Origin of the sequence: Streptomyces sp. NPDC000134, assembly GCF_042899225.1 — a bacterium.
Classification (GTDB): domain Bacteria; phylum Actinomycetota; class Actinomycetes; order Streptomycetales; family Streptomycetaceae; genus Streptomyces.
In genome coordinates, this window is sequence record NZ_JBIAZN010000014.1 from 52,882 (window position 1) to 72,859 (window position 19,978).

Sequence of the window (19,978 nt, forward strand, 5' to 3'; positions counted from 1 at the left end):
GGGCCGGTCGTGCGGTGCGGGGGCGGGGCACGGGCCACGGGGCAGGGCGTCACCGGCGCGGGCGGGCGTGGTGGGCGATGTGGCGCAGGGCCCGGCCGAAGTCCTCGGCGACCTGGCGCACGGTGTCAGTTGTGTGCAGGGCGGGCCGGTGGTGCCAGGTGAAGGACAGCCGGCCGTGCTGGACCGCGCCGAGGATCTCCAGCGGGTGTGAGCCGCTGTCGCGCGGGTCGTGGTGGCGGCCGAACGAGCCGTGTTCGGCGCGTATCAGGCCGTCCCCGGGGTTCTCCGGGCGGGCGTCCCACTGTCCGAGGTAGTTGAAGACGACCTGTCCGTGGGCGGCGCGTCCCAGGCGTTCGCGTACCTCGGGCGGGCCGAAGGTACGCAGCGCGCCGAAGCCGAGGCCGTTGCCGGGTACGGCGCGAAGCTGGCGGCGTACGGACTTCACCAGGGCGCGCCAGTCGCGGTCGGGGCCGAGGTCGGCGGGTTCGGGGACCTGGAGGGCGACGGGGTGGACGGTGGTGAACCAGCCGACCGTGCGGGTCAGGTCGACGTCGTCGAGGATGTCCTCACGGCCGTGTCCCTCCAGGTCCAGGCGGACGTCCTGCCGGCCGGTCCAGCGGGACAGCGCGAGGGCGAGGGCGGCCAGGAGGACGTCGTTGACGCGGGTGCGGTAGGCGGTCGGCGCGGCGCGCAGCAGTGCCTCGGTGTCCGCCTCGTCCAGTTCGACGGTGAGCGTCTCGACGGCGTCCGTGCCGGGGCCGTCCGGCGTTTCGGACGGCAGGGGCTCGGTGTCCACCGCGCGTTCCCAGTAGGGCAGTTCGTGGTCGAGGGCGCCGGAGGCGACGTGTGCGGCCAGGCCGCGGGCCCAGTCGCGGAAGGAGGTGGTGCGTTCGCCCAGCGCCACGGGTTCGTCCTGGACCGCCTGCCGGTAGGCGGCCTCCAGGTCGTCGCACAGGATGCGCCAGGAGACGGCGTCCACGACCAGGTGGTGGCCGACCAGGAGGAGGAAGTCGGGCCGGTCGGCGGCGCCGGTGAACAGGGCCGCCCGCAGCAGCGGGCCGCGTGCGAGGTCGAAGCCGGTGTGCAGGTCGTCGGCGGCCTTCTCCATCGCCGTGTCGGCGTCGGTGGCGGTCAGTCCGCCGAGGTCATGGCGGGTCAGGACCCCGTCGCGGTCGGTGTCGGCCGCCGGCGGGTTGTACTGGCGCCAGCCGTCCTGGCCGGCGGTGAAGCGCATGCGCAGGGCGTCGTGGTGGTCGAGCAGGGCGCCGAGGGCGGTTTCCAGGGCGGTGGCGTCCACGCCGGGGGCGAGTTCCACCAGCAGGGACTGGTTGAAGTGGGCGTGGCTGGCGCGCGGGCTGGTCAGGAACCACTCCTGGATCGGGGTGAGCGGCACGTCCCCGCTCACCGCCTCCTGCCCGGTGTGCCGGGGTGCGGTGGTGACGACGCCGGCCAGCTCGGCGACGGTCTGGTGGGTGAACAGGTCGCGGGTGGTCACGTGCAGTCCGTCGCGTCGCAGCCGGGAGACGACCTGCATGCTGAGGACGGAGTCGCCGCCGAGGTGGAAGAAGTTGCCGTGCGCCCCGATGTCGGTGACGCCGAGGACGTCGCCCCAGATGCGGGCGATGCGGCGCTCGGTGTCGGTGCGCGGCGGCGTGTGCGGTCCGGTGGCGGTGTGCGCGGGCCCGGGTTCGGGGAGCGCGTCGCGGTCGGTCTTGCCGTTCGGGGTGAGCGGCACCTGGGCCAGCGGCACGAACACCGAGGGGATCATGTGCGCCGGAAGCAGTCCGGCGAGGTGGTCGCGCAGTTCGGGTACGGGCAGGGTGTCGGAGGCGCCGTCGGCGGGGACGACGTGGGCGACCAGCCGTGCGCCGGAGCGGCCGTCCGGGTCGCTGCCGCCGGCGCGTACGGTGACCACCGCGTCGCGCACCAGGGGGCTGCCGCGCAGCGCGCTCTCTATCTCTCCGGGTTCGATGCGGAAACCGCGCAGTTTGAGCTGGGCGTCGGCGCGTCCGGCGAAGCGCAGGTCACCGCTCGCGTCCCAGCGGGCGCGGTCGCCGGTGCGGTACATGCGGTGCCCGGGGGCGCCGAACGGGTCGGCGACGAAGCGGGACGCGGTCAGGCCGGGCCGGTCGAGGTAGCCGCGGGCCAGTCCGGGTCCGGAGACGTAGAGGTCGCCGGTGACGCCGGGCGGGACGGGGCGCAGGGCGGCGTCGAGGACGTGGACGCGGGTGGCGCCGGCCGGGCGCCCGATGGGCGGGGCGCCCGCGCCCGGGGTGAGCGGGCCCGTCCAGGTGGCGACGACGGTGGCCTCGGTCGGGCCGTACGAGTTGATCATCCGCCGGCCGGGCGCCCACCGTTCGACGAGGTGGGCCGGGCACGCCTCGGCGCCGACGATGAGGGTGCGCAGGTGTGGCAGCGCGTCGGCGGTTCCCGGGTCGACCGTCGCCAGGGCGGCGGGCGGGATCAGGGTGTGGCTGACGCGCCGCCCGGCGAGGACCTCGGCGAGGCGCTCGCCGACCAGGGGACCCTCGTCCCCGGTGAGCAGGGTGGCGCCGCTGAGCAGCGACACGCACAGCTCCAGCACCGAGGCGTCGAAGCTGGGTGAGGCGAACTGCAGGACCCGGTCGCCGGGGCCGGCGTCGTAGCGGTCGGCGGCTGACGCGGCGAAGGCGGCGAGGCCGCGGTGCGTCACCGTGACGCCCTTCGGGGTACCGGTGGAGCCGGACGTGTAGATCACGTACGCCGGGTGGTCGACGGTCAGCGGGGAGGTGCGGTCGGCGTCCGTGGGCGCGGTGTCCGGGCCGTCGGCGTCCCGTACGGCGGCGGGGTCGTCCAGGACGAGCCAGGCGCCGGCGTCGCGGAGCATGAACTCCCGGCGCCGCTCGGGGTAGTCGGGGTCGACGGGCAGGAAGGCGCCGCCGGCCTTGGCGACGGCGAGCTGCGCCACGACCGTCTCGGCGCAACGGGGCAGGGCCAGCGCCACGATCCGCTCGGGGCCGACGCCCCGGGCGATGAGGTGGTGTGCCAGCCGGTTGGCGGCGCGTTCGACGTGTGCGTACGTCAGCTCCCGGCCGTCGGCGTCGGCCAGGGCGACGGCGTCGGGGGTGCGGGCGGCCTGTCGTTCGAACAGCTCGGGCAGGGCGGCCGGCGGGACCGGGCGGGCGGTGGCGTGCCCCTGGTCGAGCACGGCCTTGAGCGTCTCGTCGGTGGCCAGGGGCAGGGCGCCCAGGGGCCGGTCGGGGTCCTCGGCGACGGCGGTCAGGAGGGTGCCGAGCTGGTCGGCCATGCGTTCTGCGGTGGCCGTGTCGAACAGGTCGGTGTTGTAGGTGAGGACGCCGTGCAGTTCGCCGGTGTCGGTCTCGGCGAACTCCAGGGTGAGGTCGAACGCGGCGTGCCGCAGCTCGGTGTCGACGTCGGTGACCTCCAGGCCGGGCAGGTCGAGGGTGGCGGCCGGGGCGTTCTGGAGGACCACCATGACCTGGAACAGCGGGGTGCGGCTGGTGTCGCGCACCGGCTGGACCTCGTCCACGACCTGCTCGAACGGTGCCTCCTGGTGGGCGAAGGCGTCCAGGACGGTCTCGCGGACCTCGTCGAGGAACTCGGGGAACGGGCGGCCGGGCGTGACGCGGGAGCGCAGCACGAGGGTGTTGACGAAGAACCCGACGAGGTGCTGGACCTCGGCGCGGTCGCGGCCGGAGGTGACCGTGCCGACGGTGATGTCCTCGCCGCCGGTCAGGCGGGCCAGGTACGCCTGGGTGGCGGCGACCAGCGTGGTGAACAGGGTGGCCTGCCGTTCCCGGCCCACCCGGGCGAGGCGGCGGGTCGTCCCGCGGGGCAGGGCGAGCCGCACGGAGGCGCCCTGGTGGGTGCGCACCGCGGGACGGGGCCGGTCGGTGGGCAGGTCCAGTGTCTCCAGGCCGGCCAGGTGCTCCTTCCAGTACGTGAGGTGGTCGTCGGTGCCCCGCCCGCGCTGCCAGTGGGCGTAGTCGGCGTACTGCACCGGCAGCGGCGGCAGCGTGCCGGTCTCCGTGCCGAGTCGGCTCCGGTAGAAGTGGGCGAGGTCGCCGGTGAGCACGCCGGTGGACCAGCCGTCGGTGACGATGTGGTGCAAGGTCAGCGTCAGGACGTGCTCGTCGTCCGTGAGCCTGATCAGGCCCATGTGCAGGAGGGGGCCGCGCCGCAGGTCGAAGGTGCGGGCGCGCTCGGCGTCCAGCAGGTCGGCGAGCCGGGCGTCGCGTTCACCGCCGCCGAGCTGCGACAGATCGTGCAGGGTCAGCGGCACGTCCCCGGCCGGGTGGACGATCTGCACGCCGCGGCCGTCGACCGCGTCGAAGGTGGTGCGCAGCGTCTCGTGCCGCTCGACCAGGGCGTGCAGGGCCGCGGTGAGGGCGGGCATGTCGAGCCGGCCGCACAGCCGCAGGGCCAGCGCGGTGACGTACTCGCCGCTGCCCGGCGCGAACTCCTCCAGGAACCAGAGGCGTTGCTGGGCGTGCGACATCGGGGCGGGCGTGTCGCGGGCGACGGGGACGATCGGCGCGGGCGTGGTGCCGGCGGGGCGTTCCTCGGTGAGCAGGGCGGCGAGGGCCTCGGGGCTCGGGTGGGTGAACACCGCGCGTGGGGACAGCTCGGTGCCGAACGCCTCGGCGAGACGGACGGCGAGGCGGATGCTGAGGATGGAGTCGCCGCCGAGCCGGAAGAAGTCGTCCCGCACCCCGGGGCGCGGCACGGACAGGACGTCGGCGAAGATCTCCAGCGTGCGGCGCTCGGCGTCGGTGCGCGGCTCGGCCGGCGCGTCCTGCGCCGCGCCGCTCGCGGGTTCCGGCGCGGGCAGGGCCGCCCGGTCGACCTTGCCGTTGCGGCTGAGCGGCAGCGCGGGCAGGACGACGAACGCCGACGGCACGAGGTAGTCCGGCAGGGAGCGCCGGGCGGACTCCCGCAGCGACGTGACGTCATCGGTGCCGACCACGTAGGCCACGAGGCGGCGGCTGCCGGGGCGGTCCTCGCGGGCGAGCACGGTCACGTCGGTGACGCCGGGGTGCGTGGCGAGGACCGCCTCGACCTCGCCGGGTTCGACGCGGAAGCCGCGGATCTTCACCTGGTCGTCGGCGCGGCCCAGGAACTCCACGGTGCCGTCGGGGCGGCGGCGGGCCAGGTCGCCGGTGCGGTACATGCGACCGCCGGGCGGGCCGGCCGGGTCGGCCAGGAAGCGGGCCGCGGTGTCGCCGGGGCGGCCCAGGTAGCCGCGGGCCACGCCCTCGCCCGCCAGGTACAGCTCTCCCGGGCAGCCGGGGGGCACGGGCCGCAGCCGGCCGTCGAGGACGTGCACGCGCATCTCGTCGAGCGGGTGGCCGATGGGCACGGTGTCGGGGACGGTGGCCGCGTCGGTGAGCGGGAACGACGTGGCGAACGTCGTCGTCTCGGTGGGGCCGTAGCCGTCCACGACGGTCAGGTCCGGGCAGGCGGCCAGGACGCGGCGTACGGCCGCGGCGGGCACGACGTCGCCGCCGGTCCACACCTGGCGCAGACCGGTGAAGCAGTCCGGCGCGTCCTGTGCCAGCAGCCGGAACAGGCCGGCGGTCAGCCACAGCGTGCTCAGGCCGGTGTCGCGGACCAACCGCCGCAGCACCGCGGCGTCCAGCGGCCGCGAGGGGGCCACGACGACGCAGCCGCCGGTGAGCAGCGGCGCCCACACCTCGAAGGTGGCGGCGTCGAAGGCCACCGGGGAGTGCAGCAGCACCCGGTCGCTCACGCCCGCGGTGAAGCGGCCGTCGGTGGCGAGGGCGGCCACGTCACGGTGGCGTACGGCGACCGCCTTCGGCTCGCCCGTCGACCCGGAGGTGAACATGACGTAGGCGAGCCGGTCGGGGTCCGCCGGTACGGCGACGGGCGCGTCCGGCACGGGGACGCGGGCGGCGGTGACGTCCTCGGCGGACAACCGGACCGTGGCGCCCGCGCGTTCGATCAGCGTGCCGCGCCGGTCCTCGGGGGCGCGGGTGTCCACGGGCACGTAGGCGCCGCCCGCCTTGAGGACGGCGAGCTGGGCGACGACGAGGGCGGCGCAGCGGTCCATCAGCAGGGCCACCCGGTCCTCGGCGCGCAGTCCGCCGGCCACGAGCCGGGAGGCCACCGCGTCGGACCAGTCGTCGAGTTGGCGGTACGTCAGTTCCGTGTCGCCGTCGCGCAGCGCGGTCGCCCCGGGGGTGCGCCGGACCATCTCGGCGAAGAGGTCGACGGGGCTGCGCGGTTCGGTCCGGCGGGCGGTGGTGTTCCACCGCTCCAGCAGGGCGCGGTCGTCCTCGGTCAGCGCGTCCAGGCCGGTCGCGTCGGCGTCGGTCTCCAGGGCGTCGGCGAGGGCGCGCAGGACGACCGTGAGGCGGTCGGCGAGGCGGTCGGCGGTGTCCGCGTCGAACAGGCCGGCGTCGTAGGCGAGGTCGAGGCCGAGGCGGTCGCCGAGGTGGGCGCGCAGGCACAGCGGGAAGGTCGGCGCGTCCTCGGCGCGCACCTCCTCGACCTGGACGCCCGTGCGGGCGGTGGCGGACTCGTCGACGGGGTAGTTCTCGAACACCACCATGCTGTCGAACAGCGCCTCGCCCGCCGGGATCTCGCTCAGCGCCTGGATGCGGGGCAGGGCGAGGTGGTCGAAGCGCCGGGTGTCGCTCTGGTGCTCCTGCACCGCGCGCAGCCAGGACGCCGCTCCCCCGCCCGTGACCCGGACGCGGGTGGGGACGGTGTTGATGAACATGCCGATCATCGACTCCACGCCGGGCAGTTCGGCCGGGCGTCCGGAGACGGTGGTGCCGAACACGACGTCGTCGCGGCCGCTGTGGCGGGCCAGCAGCAGCGCCCAGGCGCCCACGATGACGGTGTTCACCGTGAGCCCGGCGCGGGCGGCGCTCCGGCGCAGTCGCGCCGAGAGGTCCTCGTCCAGTTGGCGGCCGGTGAGGGCGGCGGCGCGGGCGCGGTGCTCCTCGGCCGGGGTGCGGTCGTAGGGCAGCGGGGTGCGGGCGGGGAAGCCGTCGAGGGTCTCGGCCCAGTGGGCCTCGGCGGCGGCCTCGTCCTGGTCGTGCAGCCAGCGCAGGAAGTCGGCGAAGGGGCGCCTGGCGGGCGCGGGGGCGGCCGGGCCGCCGGTGAGGGCGGCGTAGCGTTCGCACACCTCGGTGAGGAGCTGGCCGGTGCTCCAGCCGTCCAGGATCAGGTGGTGGGAGGACCACAGCAGCAGGACCTCGTCCCCGGGCAGCGCGGCCAGGGTGACGCGGGTGAGGGGTGCGGTGGTCAGGTCCATGCCCGCGGCGCGGTCGGCGGCCAGCAGGTCCTCGGTGGCCGCCGCGCGCTCCTCGGGCGTGAGCCGTCGCCAGTCCAGGTGGGTGACGGGCAGTTCCACGTGCCGGTGCACGACCTGCACGGGGTGCGGCAGGCCCTGCCAGTGGACGCTGGTGCGCAGGGCCTCGGTGCGGTCGGCGACCTGCTGCCAGGCGGTGGCGAAGCGCCGCGGGTCGCTCACCCCGGACAGGCGGACGGCCACCCGGTCCGAGTAGGCGCCCGCCATGTCCACCAGGCCGTGGAAGAGCATGCCGGCCTGCAACGGGGTCAGCGGCAGCACGTCGGCCACGTGCCGGCCGTCGCCCACCAGGCGGTCCAGCTCCGGCTGGCCGAGCCCGGCCAGCGGGAAGTCGGACGGGGTGCGGCCACCCGCCTCCGGAGAGGCGCAGTGGGCCGCGATCTCGCGCAGCGCCGCGCACATCTCCTCGGCCAGCGTGCGGACGGTGGACTCGTCGTAGACGGCCGGCGGGTAGGTCCAGCCGAGTTCGAGCCGGCCGTCCTGCACCACGCCGGTGATGTCCAGCAGGTAGGGGCGGGGGGCGTCGGGGTCGGTGTCGGAGCCGGCCGGGGGCAGGGCGGCGGCGTACAGGCCGTCGCCGCCCGCGTCGGCGTCCCACCGGCCGTGGTAGTTGAAGCCGACCCGGGGTGCCGGGGCGCCGGCCAGCGGGCTGTCGGGCAGCAGGTGGCGCAGCGCGCCGTGGCTCAGGCCGTGCAGGGGCACCGCGCGCAACTGCTCCTTGACCGAGCGCAGGGTGTCGTGCCAGTCGGCGTCGGGGGCGGCGGTCAGCGCGAGCGGGAACTCGGCGGTGAACCAGCCGACCGTCCGGGACAGGTCCAGGTCGTCGAAGAGGTCCTCGCGGCCGTGGCCCTCCACGCCGACCAGCACACTGTCACGTCCGCACCAGCGGGCCAGGGTGCGGCCGAGGGCGCTGAGCAGGACATCGTTGACCTGCGTGCGGTAGACCTCGGGTACCTGCCGCAGCAGGGCCTCGGTGGTCTCCGGCTCCAGTTCCACGGTGACCGTGGCGGCGGTGCCGTGGGTGTTGGGGCCGGTCCGGCCCGCGGGCAGGCCGGCGGGGGCCTCGGCGGTGCGCCGCCAGTGGCCGAGATCGCCGTCCAGGGCGCCGGAGCGGGTGTGGGCCTCCAGCCGGGCCGCCCAGTGACCGTAGGCGGTGGTGGCCGGGGGCAGCTCGACGGGGTGTCCGGCGGCGGTCTGCCGGTGCGCGGTCTCCAGGTCGCCCAGCAGGATGCGCCAGGAGACCCCGTCCACGACCAAGTGGTGCACGATGAACAGCAGTTGGGCGGGCGCGTGCGGGCCGCGGTCGAGGAGGAGAACGCGCGCCACCCGGCCCTCGGCGGGGTCGAGGGCGGCGCGGGCCTCGTCCGCGAGACGGGCCGCCCCGGCCTCCAGGGCGGGGCCGTCGAGGCCGGTCATGTCGTGCCGGGTGACGGTGCCGTCCGGGACGCCGGGCAGGACCTCCTGGCGCCAGCCGTCCTCGGTGCGGCGGAAGCGGGTGCGCAGCGCCGGGTGGTGGCGTACGACGGCGTCCGCGGCGGTGCGCAGGGCCGGCAGGTCGGTGCCGGGGGCGAGTTCGAGGCGCTGCGACATGGTGAAGCGCAGCGGGTCGCCGGGGGCGCGGCCGTCGAGGTACCAGCGCTGGATGGGCGTGAGCGGTGCCTCGGCGGGGGCGGTCGTGCCGGCGGCGACCGGCGTCGACTCGGTGACGCGCAGGGCGAGTTCGGCGACGGTCTGGTGGCGGAAGACGTCCTTGGTGGTCAGCGCGAGACCGGCCCGGCGGGCCCGGGAGACGATCTGGATGCTGAGGATCGAGTCGCCGCCGAGGGCGAAGAAGTTGTCGCGTGCGCCCACCCGTTCGACGCGCAGCACGTCGGCCCAGATCGCGGCCAGCGCCTGTTCGGTGCCGGGGCGGGGTGCCACGTAGCCGGTGGTGGTGTCGGGCTGGGCGGGCGGGGCGGGCAGGGCGCGTCGGTCGGTCTTGCCGCTGGTGGTGCGCGGGAGCCGGGTCAGCGGCACGAACGCCGCGGGCACCATGTGGTCGGGCAGGGTGCGGCGCAGCGCGAGACGCAGCGCGTCGGCGGCCGGTGCGGTGTCCCCGGCGGGCACCAGGTAGGCCACGAGCATCAGGCGGCCCGCGTGGTCGCGTGCCGTGACCACGGCGTCGGCGACGTCCGGGTGGGCGAGCAGCGCGGCCTCGATCTCGCCGGGTTCGACGCGGAAGCCGCGGATCTTGATCTGTTCGTCGGCGCGGCCCAGGAACTCCAGCAGCCCCTGTGCGTCGCGGCGGGCCCGGTCGCCGGTGCGGTACATCCGCTCCCCCGGCGCGCCGAACGGGTCGGCGAGGAACCTGGCGGCGGTCAGGCCGGGGCGGCCCAGGTAGCCGCGGGCCACCTGGGCGCCGGCGAGGTACAGCTCGCCGGGCGTGCCGGGCGGTACCGGGCGCAGGGAGCCGTCGAGGACGTAGGCGCGCAGGTTGGCGCCGGGCCGTCCGACGACCGGCCGGTCGGGGCGGTCGGTGACGCGGCCGTAGGTGGCGTCGACGGTGCACTCGGTGGGGCCGTACATGTTGTAGGCGGTGACGCCGAGGTCGGCGGCGGCGCACAGCTCGCGCCAGGTGTCGGGGCCGGTCGCCTCGCCGCCGACGAGCAGGACGCGGGGGTGGTGGCGGCCGGGGGCGAGGAGGCCCGCGGCGAGGAGTTCGCGCAGGAAGGACGGGGTGACGTTGACCAGGTCCAGGTTCCGTTCGGCGATCTGCGCGCAGAACGCCTCGGGGTCCAGGCGCACGTCCTCGTCGATGAGGTGCACCTCCTGGCCGAGGGCGAGCAGCAGCGGGCCCTCCCAGGAGGTGTCGAAGGAGAACGAGGCGCTGAGCGCGGCGCGCAGCCGCCGCCCGTCCGCGGTGTGCGGGGCGACGAGCCCGTCGCGGTGGTCGTGGCAGAGGTTCACCAGGTGGCGGTGTTCCACGACGACGCCCTTGGGGCGGCCGGTGGAGCCGGAGGTGTAGATCATGTAGGCGGCGTGCTGCGGGAGCAGCGGGGCCGGGCGGTCGCGGTCGGTGGGGTCGTGGGCGGGCAGCCGGTCCCACGGGGTGGCGCGCAGCGTGTCGGTCGTGAGCACCAGGCGCGGGGCGGCGTCCTCCAGAAGCCCGGCGGCGCGTTGGGCGGGCAGGTCGGGATCGAGGTGGAGCAGGGTGGCGCCGGCCTTGGCGACGGCGAGGACCGCGACCACCAGTTCGGAGGTGCGCGGCAGTCGGACGGCGACCACCCGCTCGGGGCCGGCGCCCAGGGCCAGCAGGTGGTGGGCGAGGCGGTTCGCGCGGTCGTTCAGGGCGGCGAAGTCGAGGGTGGTGTCCCGGGCGACCAGCGCGGTGGCGTGCGGGGTACGGGCGGCCTGGGCCTCGAACAGGGCGGGGAAGGTGGTGTCCGGGACGGTGAGGCGCGCTCCCCGCCCGTCCTCCAGCACCCGCCGCCGCTCGTCGGCGGTCATCAGCTCCAGCGCCCTGACGTCGCGGTCCGGGTCCCGCACCGCCGCTTCCAGCAGCAGGCGCAGGCGGGCGGCCAGGCCGCGGACGGTGTCCTCGTCGAACAGGGCGGTGTCGTACTCCAGGTGGCCGGTGACGCCGCCGTCGCCCTCCACGAAGTCGAAGGCCAGGTCGAAGGTGGCGTGCCGGACCGGCGGCAGCAGCGGCTCGGCGTCCAGGCCGGGCAGCGCGGGTGCTTCGGCGCCCAGGTTGTGCAGGGCGACCATGACCTGGAACAGGGGGGTGCGGCTGGTGTCCCGTTCGGGCTGGAGGGCGTCCACCAGCCGTTCGAAGGGCACGTCCTGGTGGGCGAAGGCGTCCAGGACGGTGCCGCGCACCCGGGCGAGCAGCGCGCGGAACGACGTGCCGGGCCGGACCTCGTTGCGCAGCACCAGGGTGTTGACGAACATGCCGACGACGTCGTGCAGTTCGGGGCGCTCGCGGCCCGCGGTGACGGTTCCGACGGCGAAGTCGTCCTGGTCGGCCCAGCGGGACAGCAGGACCGTGCAGCCGGCGAGCAGGGTCATGTAGAGGGTGGCGTCGGCCTCCCGGCCCCGCTCGCGCAGCCGGTCGGTCAGCTCGGCGGGCAGGGTGAAGGTCACGAGCGCGCCGTCGCGGGTGCGGACGGCGGGACGCGGCCGGTCGGTCGGCAGCTCCAGCGGCGGTACGCCGGCGAGCTGCTCGCGCCAGTGGGCGAGTTGCCGCTCGACCTGGTCGGTGCGGGCGCGCTGCCAGGCGGCGTGGTCGGCGTACCGCACGGGCAGGCCGGGGAGTTCGGGCCGCCGGCCTTCACGGGCGGCCCCGTACAGTTCACCGAGGTCCCGGCCGAGGACGCCGAGCGACCAGCCGTCGGTGACGATGTGGTGGACGGCGAGGGCCAGGACGTGTTCGTCGGGTGCGGTACGGGCCAGGCGGGCGCGCAGCAGCGGTCCGGCCGCCAGGTCGAAGGGCGTGGCGGCCTCGCGTTCCAGCAGCTCCTCCAGCGCGGCCCGCGGATCGGGGGCGGCGGTGAGGTCGTCCGCGGTCAGGGCGGCCGGGTGCGGCGGGTGCACGATCTGCCGGGGCTGTCCGTCGTGTTCGGCGAAGGTGGTGCGCAGGGCCTCGTGGCGGGCGACGAGGCCGTCCAGGGCGGTGCGCAGGGCCGGCTCGTCCAGTGGGCCGCGCAGGCGCAGCACGGACAGCGTCGTGTACTCGGTGCTGCCGGGCTCGAACCGGTCGAGGAACCACAGGCGTTGCTGGGCGTACGACAGCGGCGCCGGGGCCCCCGGGGCGGTCGCCGGGATCGCGTCGGCGGGCGCGGCGGGGACCTCGCCCACCGGTTCGCCCAGTTCGGTGGCGAGCGCGGACACGGTGCTGTGGGTGAACAGCACGCGCGGGGACACCTCGGGGCCGAACGCGGCGCGCAGCCGCGCGGTGACGCGGACGGCGAGGATGGAGTCGCCGCCGAGTGCGAAGAAGTCGTCCCCGGCGAACACCTCCTCGACGCCGAGGACGTCCGACCAGGCGGCGGCGACGGCCCGTTCGGCGGGGGTGCGCGGTGCGGTCCGGGCGGTGTCGGCGGCGTATCCGTCCGCCGTCGGGGCGGGCAGGGCGCGGCGGTCGAGCTTGCCGTTGACGGTGAGCGGGAGGGCGTCCATCGGGACGTAGGCGGCGGGCACCATGTGGGCGGGCAGCAGCCGCTCCAGGTGGGCGCGGAGTTCGGCCGCCGGGGGTGTCGCGCCGCCGGTGCCGACGACGTGCGCCACCAGGCGGCGGGTGCCGGAGGTGTCCTCGAACACGCCGACGGCGGCCTCGGCGACACCGGGGTGGGCGTGCAGGGCGGCCTCGATCTCGCCGGGCTCGATGCGGTAGCCGCGGATCTTCACCTGGGCGTCCGCGCGGCCCAGGTACTCCAGGGTGCCGTCGGGCCGCCACTTGGCCCGGTCGCCGGTGCGGTACATGCGGCTGCCGGCCGGGCCGAACGGGTCGGCGAGGAACCGGGTCGCGGTCAGGCCGGGGCGGCCCAGGTAGCCGCGGGCCAGGCCCTCCCCCGCCACGTACAGCTCGCCGGTCGCGCCCGGCGGCAGGGGTGCCAGGTCCGCGTCGAGCACGTACACCCGGAGGTCGGGTATCGCGACGCCGATGGGGCTGGCGGGGCCGTGCGCGGCGGTGGCGGGGTCGAGCGGGGCGTGGGTGACGTGGACGGTGGTCTCGGTGATGCCGTACATGTTGACCAGGCGCGGGGTGTCGGCCGGGTGGCGGGCCCACCAGTCGGTGAGCCGGCCGACGTCGAGGGCCTCGCCGCCGAAGATCACCGTGCGCAGGGCGAGGCGGTCACCGGTGTCGGGGAGTTCGGCGTCGGCGCGCACGAGCGGGTAGAACGCGGACGGCGTCTGGTTGAGGACCGTGACCCCTTCGTCGGCCAGCAGCCGCAGGAAGTCCTCCGGGGAGCGGGCGGTCCCGTCGGGCACGACGACGAGCCGGCCGCCGTGCAGCAGCGGGCCCCACAGCTCCCACACGGAGAAGTCGAACGCGTAGGAGTGGAACAGCGTCCACACGTCGTCGGGGCCGAAGCCGAACCACGGGCGGGTGCGGGTGAACAGGCGCACCACGTTGGCGTGCGGGATCACCACGCCCTTGGGGCGGCCGGTGGAACCGGAGGTGTAGATGGCGTAGGCGGGGCTCTCCGGCAGGGGGCGGCGGGCCGGTTCGGGTCCGGTCGCCGGGCGCCGGGCCAGGCCGGCCTGCTCGTCCGGGGCGTCGAGGAGGACGACGGGCACACCGGTGCCGTCGACGCGGGCCGCGGTGCCGGTGGTGGTGACCAGGGTGACGGGGGTGGCGTCGGCGAGGAGGTGGGCGATGCGTTCGGCGGGCGAGTTCGGGTCGATCGGCAGGTAGGCCGCGCCGGTCTTCAGCACCGCCAGGACCGCGACGACCTGGTCGGTGGAGCGGGGCAGCGCGAGGGCGACGAACCGCTCGGGTCCGGCACCGAGTCCGGCGAGCCGGTGGGCGAGGCGGCCGGCGCGGGCGTCGAGGCCCGCGTAGTCCAGGTGCTCGGTCCCGCAGGTGACGGCGACGGCACCCGGAGTGCGGGCGGCCTGCGCCTCGAACAGGTCCACCAGCGTCTCGGCGGGACGGCCGGACGCGGTCCCGTTCCAGTCGGTGAGGATGCGGTGTCGTTCCCCGGCCGTCGTCCAGGCCAGGGCGCGCAGCGGCCGGTCGGTGCCGTCGGCGAGCCCGGTCAGGAGCAGGCGGAGCCGGTCGGCGAGGGCGTGCACGGTGGCCGCGTCGAAGAGGTCCGGGTCGTAGGCGAGGTCGAAGCCGAGGCGTTCGCCGTGGTAGGCGCGCAGGACGAGGGGGTAGTTGGTGGCGTCGCGGGAGGACACGTCGGCCAGGCGGACCCCGGACCCGGCCGTGCGGGCCTCGTCGAAGGGGTAGTTCTCGAAGGCGACCATGCTGTGGAAGAGCGGGCTGCCGGACGGCACGTCGCTGAGCTGGGTCAGCTCGGCGAGCGAGGCGGCGGCGAACCGTCTCGACTCGGCCTGCGCGTCCTGGAGCCCGCGCAGCCAGTCCCCGGCGGGGCGGGCGGGGTCGACGCGGACGCGGGCGGGCACGGTGTTGATGAACATGCCGACCATCGACTCGACGCCGGGCAGGTCGTCGGGGCGCCCGGAGACGGTGGTGCCGAACAGCACATCGTCCTGGGCGGCGTAGCGGGACAGCAGCAGCGCCCAGGCGCCCTGGACGACCGTGTTGAGGGTGAGTCCGGCCTCGCGGGCGGTGCGCGCGAGGCGGGCCGACGCCTGCGCGTCCAGGCCGGCCGTGTGCACGGCGGCGGAGCGGGCCCGGTGGGCCTCGCGCAGGGGGCGGTCGGCGGGCAGCGGGGTGGGTTCGGCGAACCCGGCGAGGACGCCCTGCCAGTGGGCGCGGGCGGCGTCGGGGTCCTGGTCGGCGAGCCAGCGCACGTAGTCGCCGAAGGGGCGCCGCAGCGGCGGCCGGGCCTCGGTCCCCGCGGTGAGCGCGGCGTACTCCTCGCACACCTCGGTCAGCACCTGGGCGAGGCTCCAGCCGTCCAGGATGAGGTGGTGCGACGTCCACAGCAGGTGCAGGCGGGCGTCGGGCAGCCGGACCAGGGTGAGCCGCATCAGCGGCGCCGCGGCGAGGTCGATGCCCCGGGCCAGGTCGTCGGCGCGCAGCCGGGTCAGGCGCTCGGCGCGTTCCACCTCGTCCAGCTCCCGCCAGTCGAGGTGGGTGACCGGCACCCGTACGTCGCGGCACACGACCTGGAGGGGCACCGGCACGTCCTCCCAGACGACGCGGGTGCGCAGGGCGGGCGTGCGGTCGGTGACGCGCTGCCAGGCGACGGCGAAGGCGTGCGGGTCGGCGACGCCGTCGAGGAGCAGACCGGCCTGGTCGACGTAGACGTCGTCGGGGCCGCCGACCAGCCGGTGGAAGAGCATGCCCTCCTGGAGCGGGGTGAGCGGCAGCACGTCCTCCACGTCGCGGCCGTCGCCGACGAGGCGGTCCAGGCGGTCCTGGCCGAGGCGGGCCAGCGGGAAGTCGGAGGGGGTGCGGCCGCCCGCGCCGGGCTGGGCGCAGTGCTCGGTGATCGCGGCGAGCGCGCCGGTCATGCCGTCGGCGAGGGCGCGGACGGTGGCCTCGTCGTGCACCTGGTCGCTGTAGTGCCAGGTGAGGTGGAGTTCGCCGTCGGTGACCACGGCGGAGACGTCCAGCAGGTGGTCCAGCGGTGTGTCCGGGGCGATGTCGCGGCCGGGCGTCTCGCCGGCCGGGGCGAAGTCGCCGCCGTCGGCGGCCTCCCACTGGCCGTGGTAGTTGAAGCTGATCTGCGGCAGCGGTACGTCCCGCAGGGCGCGGGCGGCCGGGTCGGGCGAGCCGAGGCGGGCCAGGGCCTCGTACGTCAGGCCGTGCCGGGGCACGGACCGCAGCTTCTCCTTCACCGCCTTGAGGGTGGCGCCCCAGTCGGGCGCGCCGGACGGCCCGGCGGGCGCGAGGGTGACGGGGTACTGGGCGGTGAACCAGCCCACCGTGCGGGACAGGTCCAGCGTGTCGTCCTCGCGGCCGTGGCCCTCCAGCAGGACGGTCACCCGCTCGGCGCCGGTCCAGTCGGCGAGGACCCGGCTCAGCGCGCCGAGCAGCACGTCGTTGACCTGGGTGCGGTAGACGGCGGGCACCCGGCGCAGCAGCGCCTCGGTGGTGGCGCGGTCCACGCGGGTGCCGAGGGTGCGGACCGAGCCGGCCGGCGGGGTGCCGGGGCGGTCCACGGGCAGCGGGGTGCGGGGCTCGGCGGCCTCGGCCGTCCAGTGCGGCAGGTCGGCGTCGAGGGCGCCGTCGCGGACCCGGCGCGCGAGGTGCGCGGCCCAGTCGGTGAACGGCGTGGCGACGGGCTCCAGTCGGACCGCCGCTCCCCCGGCCGCCTGCCGGTACGCCGCGGCGAGGTCGGCGAGCAGTATTCGCCAGGAGACGCTGTCCACGGCCAGGTGGTGAGCGGTGACGAAGAGCCGGGGCCGCTCGCCGGAGCGGGTGAACAGGGCGGCGCGCAGCAGGGCGCCGGTCTCGGGGTCGAGTGCGGCGCGGGCGGCCTCGGCGGCCCGTTCGCGCTCCGCCGCCGGGTCGGCGGCGCCGGAGAGGTCGTGGCGGGTGAGCAGCCCGGTGGCCGGGCCCTCGCCGGGGTGCTGCCGCCAGGTGTCGCCCGAGCGGGCGAACCGGGTGCGCAGCGCCGGGTGGTGGGCGGCGAGCGCCTCCAGGGCGCGCTCCAGTGCCGGGGCGTCGAGGTCGTACGGCAGGTCCAGCAGCATCGACATGGTGAAGTGCCGCAGCGGGCCGTGGGTGGCGAGGAACCACTCCTGTACGGGGGTCAGCGGCGCCGGGCCCTCCGCGGCGGGCGGCCGGGGCGCGGGCTCCCGCGCGGTGCGCACGGACGCGGCGGCGGCGAGGTCGGCGACGGTCTGGTGGCGGAAGACGTCCCGCGAGGTCAGGTGCAGCCCGGCCGCGCGGGCCCGGGAGACGGCCTGGATGCTGAGGATGGAGTCGCCGCCCAGCTCGAAGAAGTTGTCCGTCACGCCGACCCGGCGCGCGCCCAGCACCTCGGCCCAGATGCGGGCGAGGGTCTCCTCCTCGGGGGTGCGCGGGGCGACGAACTCCCGTTCCCGTTCGGCGCCTTCGGGGTCGGGCGCGGGCAGGGCACGCCGGTCGACCTTGCCGCTGACGGTCATCGGCAGGGCGTCGAGCACGGTGAAGGAGGACGGCACCATGTGGTCGGGCAGCACCTGCCGCAGGGCCGTCCGCACCTCGCCCGCGGCGGGCCGGGCGCCCGGGTCGGCGGGGACGAGGTAGGCGGCGAGCCGGACGTGGCCGTGCGGGTCGGTGACGGCGACGACCGCGGCGGCGGCGACCTCGGGCAGGTCGGTCAGGGCCGCCTCGACCTCGCCGGGCTCGATGCGGTGGCCGCGCACCTTCACCTGGTCGTCGGCGCGCCCCAGGTAGTCCAGGCGTCCGTCGGCGCTCCAGCGGGCCAGGTCGCCGGTGCGGTACATGCGGGTGCCGGGCGGGCCGAACGGGTCGGGCAGGAACCGGGCGGCCGTCAGTCCGGGCCGCCCGCTGTAGCCGCGGGCCAGTTGCACCCCGGCCAGGTACAGCTCGCCGCCGACGCCGGGCGGGACGGGCCGCAGGCGGTCGTCGAGGACGTAGGCGCGCACGTTGGGCAGCGGCCGGCCCACGGTCGGCCGGCCGTCGCCGGCTATTCGGCAGGCCAGCGCGTCGACGGTGCACTCGGTGGGCCCGTAGAAGTTGTACGCGGCCACGTCCCGCCGTGCCGCCAGCTCCCGCCACAGGGCGGGTCCGACGGCCTCGCCGCCGAGCATCAGGACGCGCGGGTGGTGGCGCGGATCGGTGAGCAGCCCGGCGGGCAGGAGCTGGCTCAGGTAGGTGGGGGTGAGGTCGAGGAAGTCGATGCGGTGCTCGACGACGTACTCGACCAGGGCGGCGGCGTCCAGCCGGGTCGCCTCGTCGACCAGGTGCAGCGGGTGGCCGTCGGCCATCAGCAGCACGCCCTCCAGCGAGGTGTCGAAGGAGAACGACGCCGTGAGGGCCACCCGCAGGGGCCCGCCGCCCGCCTCGGCGACGAAGCCCTCGCGGTGGCCCGCGAGCAGGTTCGCCAGGGACCGGTGCGCCACGGCGACGCCCTTGGGGCGGCCGGTGGAACCGGAGGTGTAGATGACGTACGCGGTGGTGTCGGGGTGCGGTGGCGCCGACGGGCCGTCTTCGACGCCGGCTCCGGCGTCGCCGGCCTCCCGCAGCGCGGCCTCGTCGAGGACCAGCGCGGGGCGCGCGTCGTCGAGCAGGAACCGCACCCGGTCCTCGGGCAGCGCCGGGTCCAGGGGCAGGTAGCCGGCGCCGGCCTTCCAGACGGCGAGGATCGCCACGATCATGTCGGCGGTGCGCGGCAGCCGGAGGGCGACCAGGCGTTCGGGGCCCGCGCCGCGCGCCACGAGGTGACGGGCGACGCGGTCGGCGTGCGCGTCGAGCGTCGCGTAGTCGAGGCGTACGTCCCCGGCGACGAGGGCGGTGGCGTCCGGGGTGCGGGCCGCCTGCCGGGCGAACAGCTCGGGCAGGGTCTCCTCGGGGACCGCGAGCGCGGTGGCGTTCCAGTCGTGTGTCACCTGCCGCTGCTGCTCGGGCGAGAGCAGGGGCAGGGCGCCGAGCGGCCGGTCGGGGTCGGCGGCGGCGCCGTCCAGGGTGCGCAGGAGCTGGTCCGCCATGCGTGCGGCGGTGGCCGCGTCGAACAGGTCGGTGCGGTACTCCAGCAGGCCGGTGAGCCCGTCGCCGTCGGGCACGAACTCGACGCTCAGGTCGAAGGTGGCGGCCCGCCGGGGCACGGCTACCGGGGAGGCGGCCAGGCCGTGCGGGTCGGGTGCGGTGGGCGGCGCCGGGTGCAGCAGGACCATCACGTCGAACAGGGGGTTGCGGCCGGCCTCGCGGGGCGCGCCGACGGCCTCCACCAGCCGCTCGAACGGCGTGTCGCCGTGGGCGAAGGCGTCGTTGACGGTGTCCGCGGCGGCGGTGAGCAGGTCCCGGAAGGAGTCGCCGGTCCCGACGCGGGTGCGCAGCGCGACGGTGTTGACGAAGAACCCGACGGCCCGCTCCAGGTCGGTGCGGCCGCGCCCGGGGGTGAGCGAGCCGACGGTGATGTCGTCCTGTCCGGACCAGCGGGCCAGCAGGGCCTGGCAGGCGGCGACCAGGGCGGTGAACAGGGTGGTGTGCCGGTCGGCCGCGAGCTGCCTCAGGCGGACGGTGGTGGCGGCGGGGACGGTGAAGGTGTGCACCGCGCCCGCGCCGGACTCCTCGCCCCGGCGGGGCCGGTCCAGCGGCAGTTCGGGGGCGACCGCCCCGGACAGGTGCTCCTTCCAGTACGCCAGGTGGCGTTCCAGCCGGGCCCCGGAGAGCTGCTCGCGCTGCCAGACGGCGAAGTCCGGGTACTGCGTGGCCACCGGCGCCGGCGCGGGGCTCGCGCCCTGGACGAGGGCGTCGTAGGCGGTGCACAGCTCATCGAGCACGACGCCCATGGACCAGCCGTCGGTGACGATGTGGTGGGCCGTCAGCAGCAGGACGTGCGCGTCGGGGGACTCCCGCAGGAGCAGGGCGCGCAGCAGCGGCCCGGCCGCCAGGTCGAAGGGCCGCTCGTACTCGGCGAGCAGCGCCGCCTCCAGGTCGGCTCCGGCCGCTCCCGTGAGGTCGCGCACGGGCAGCGGGAGCGGTCCGGCGGGGTGCACGGTCTGCGCGGGGGTGCCGTCGTGCTCCTCGAACGTGGTGCGCAGCGCCTCGTGCCGCGCCACCACGTGCTCCAGCGCGGCGGCCAGGGCGGCGCGGTCGAGGGCGCCGGTCAGGCGCAGCGCGACGGCGCTGTTGTAGCGCGGGTCGCCGGGGCGCAGCCGGTCCAGGAACCACAGGCGCTGCTGGGCGAAGGACAGCGGCAGCGGGCGGGTGCGGTCGGCGCGCGGGACGGCCTGCCGGGCGGCGCCGGGGGCGCCCGCGGCGGCCCGTCCGGCCAGCCGGCGACGGAGTGCTTCCTGGAGGTCCTGCGGGAGGGCCTCGGCACGGTTTCGCTTCGAAGACGTCATGGT

At 76.3% G+C, this 19,978-nt stretch carries 1 protein-coding gene; it reads right to left on the reverse strand.

From position 1 onward, the window contains the following. Positions 1 to 49 precede the first annotated feature (49 nt). Positions 50 to 19,975 carry a non-ribosomal peptide synthase/polyketide synthase gene (locus tag ACFY32_RS21740; protein ID WP_390675004.1) on the reverse strand — a complete coding sequence of 6,642 codons (19,926 nt, stop codon included), beginning with the start codon at positions 19,973 to 19,975 and terminating at the stop codon, positions 50 to 52. Positions 19,976 to 19,978 lie beyond the last annotated feature (3 nt).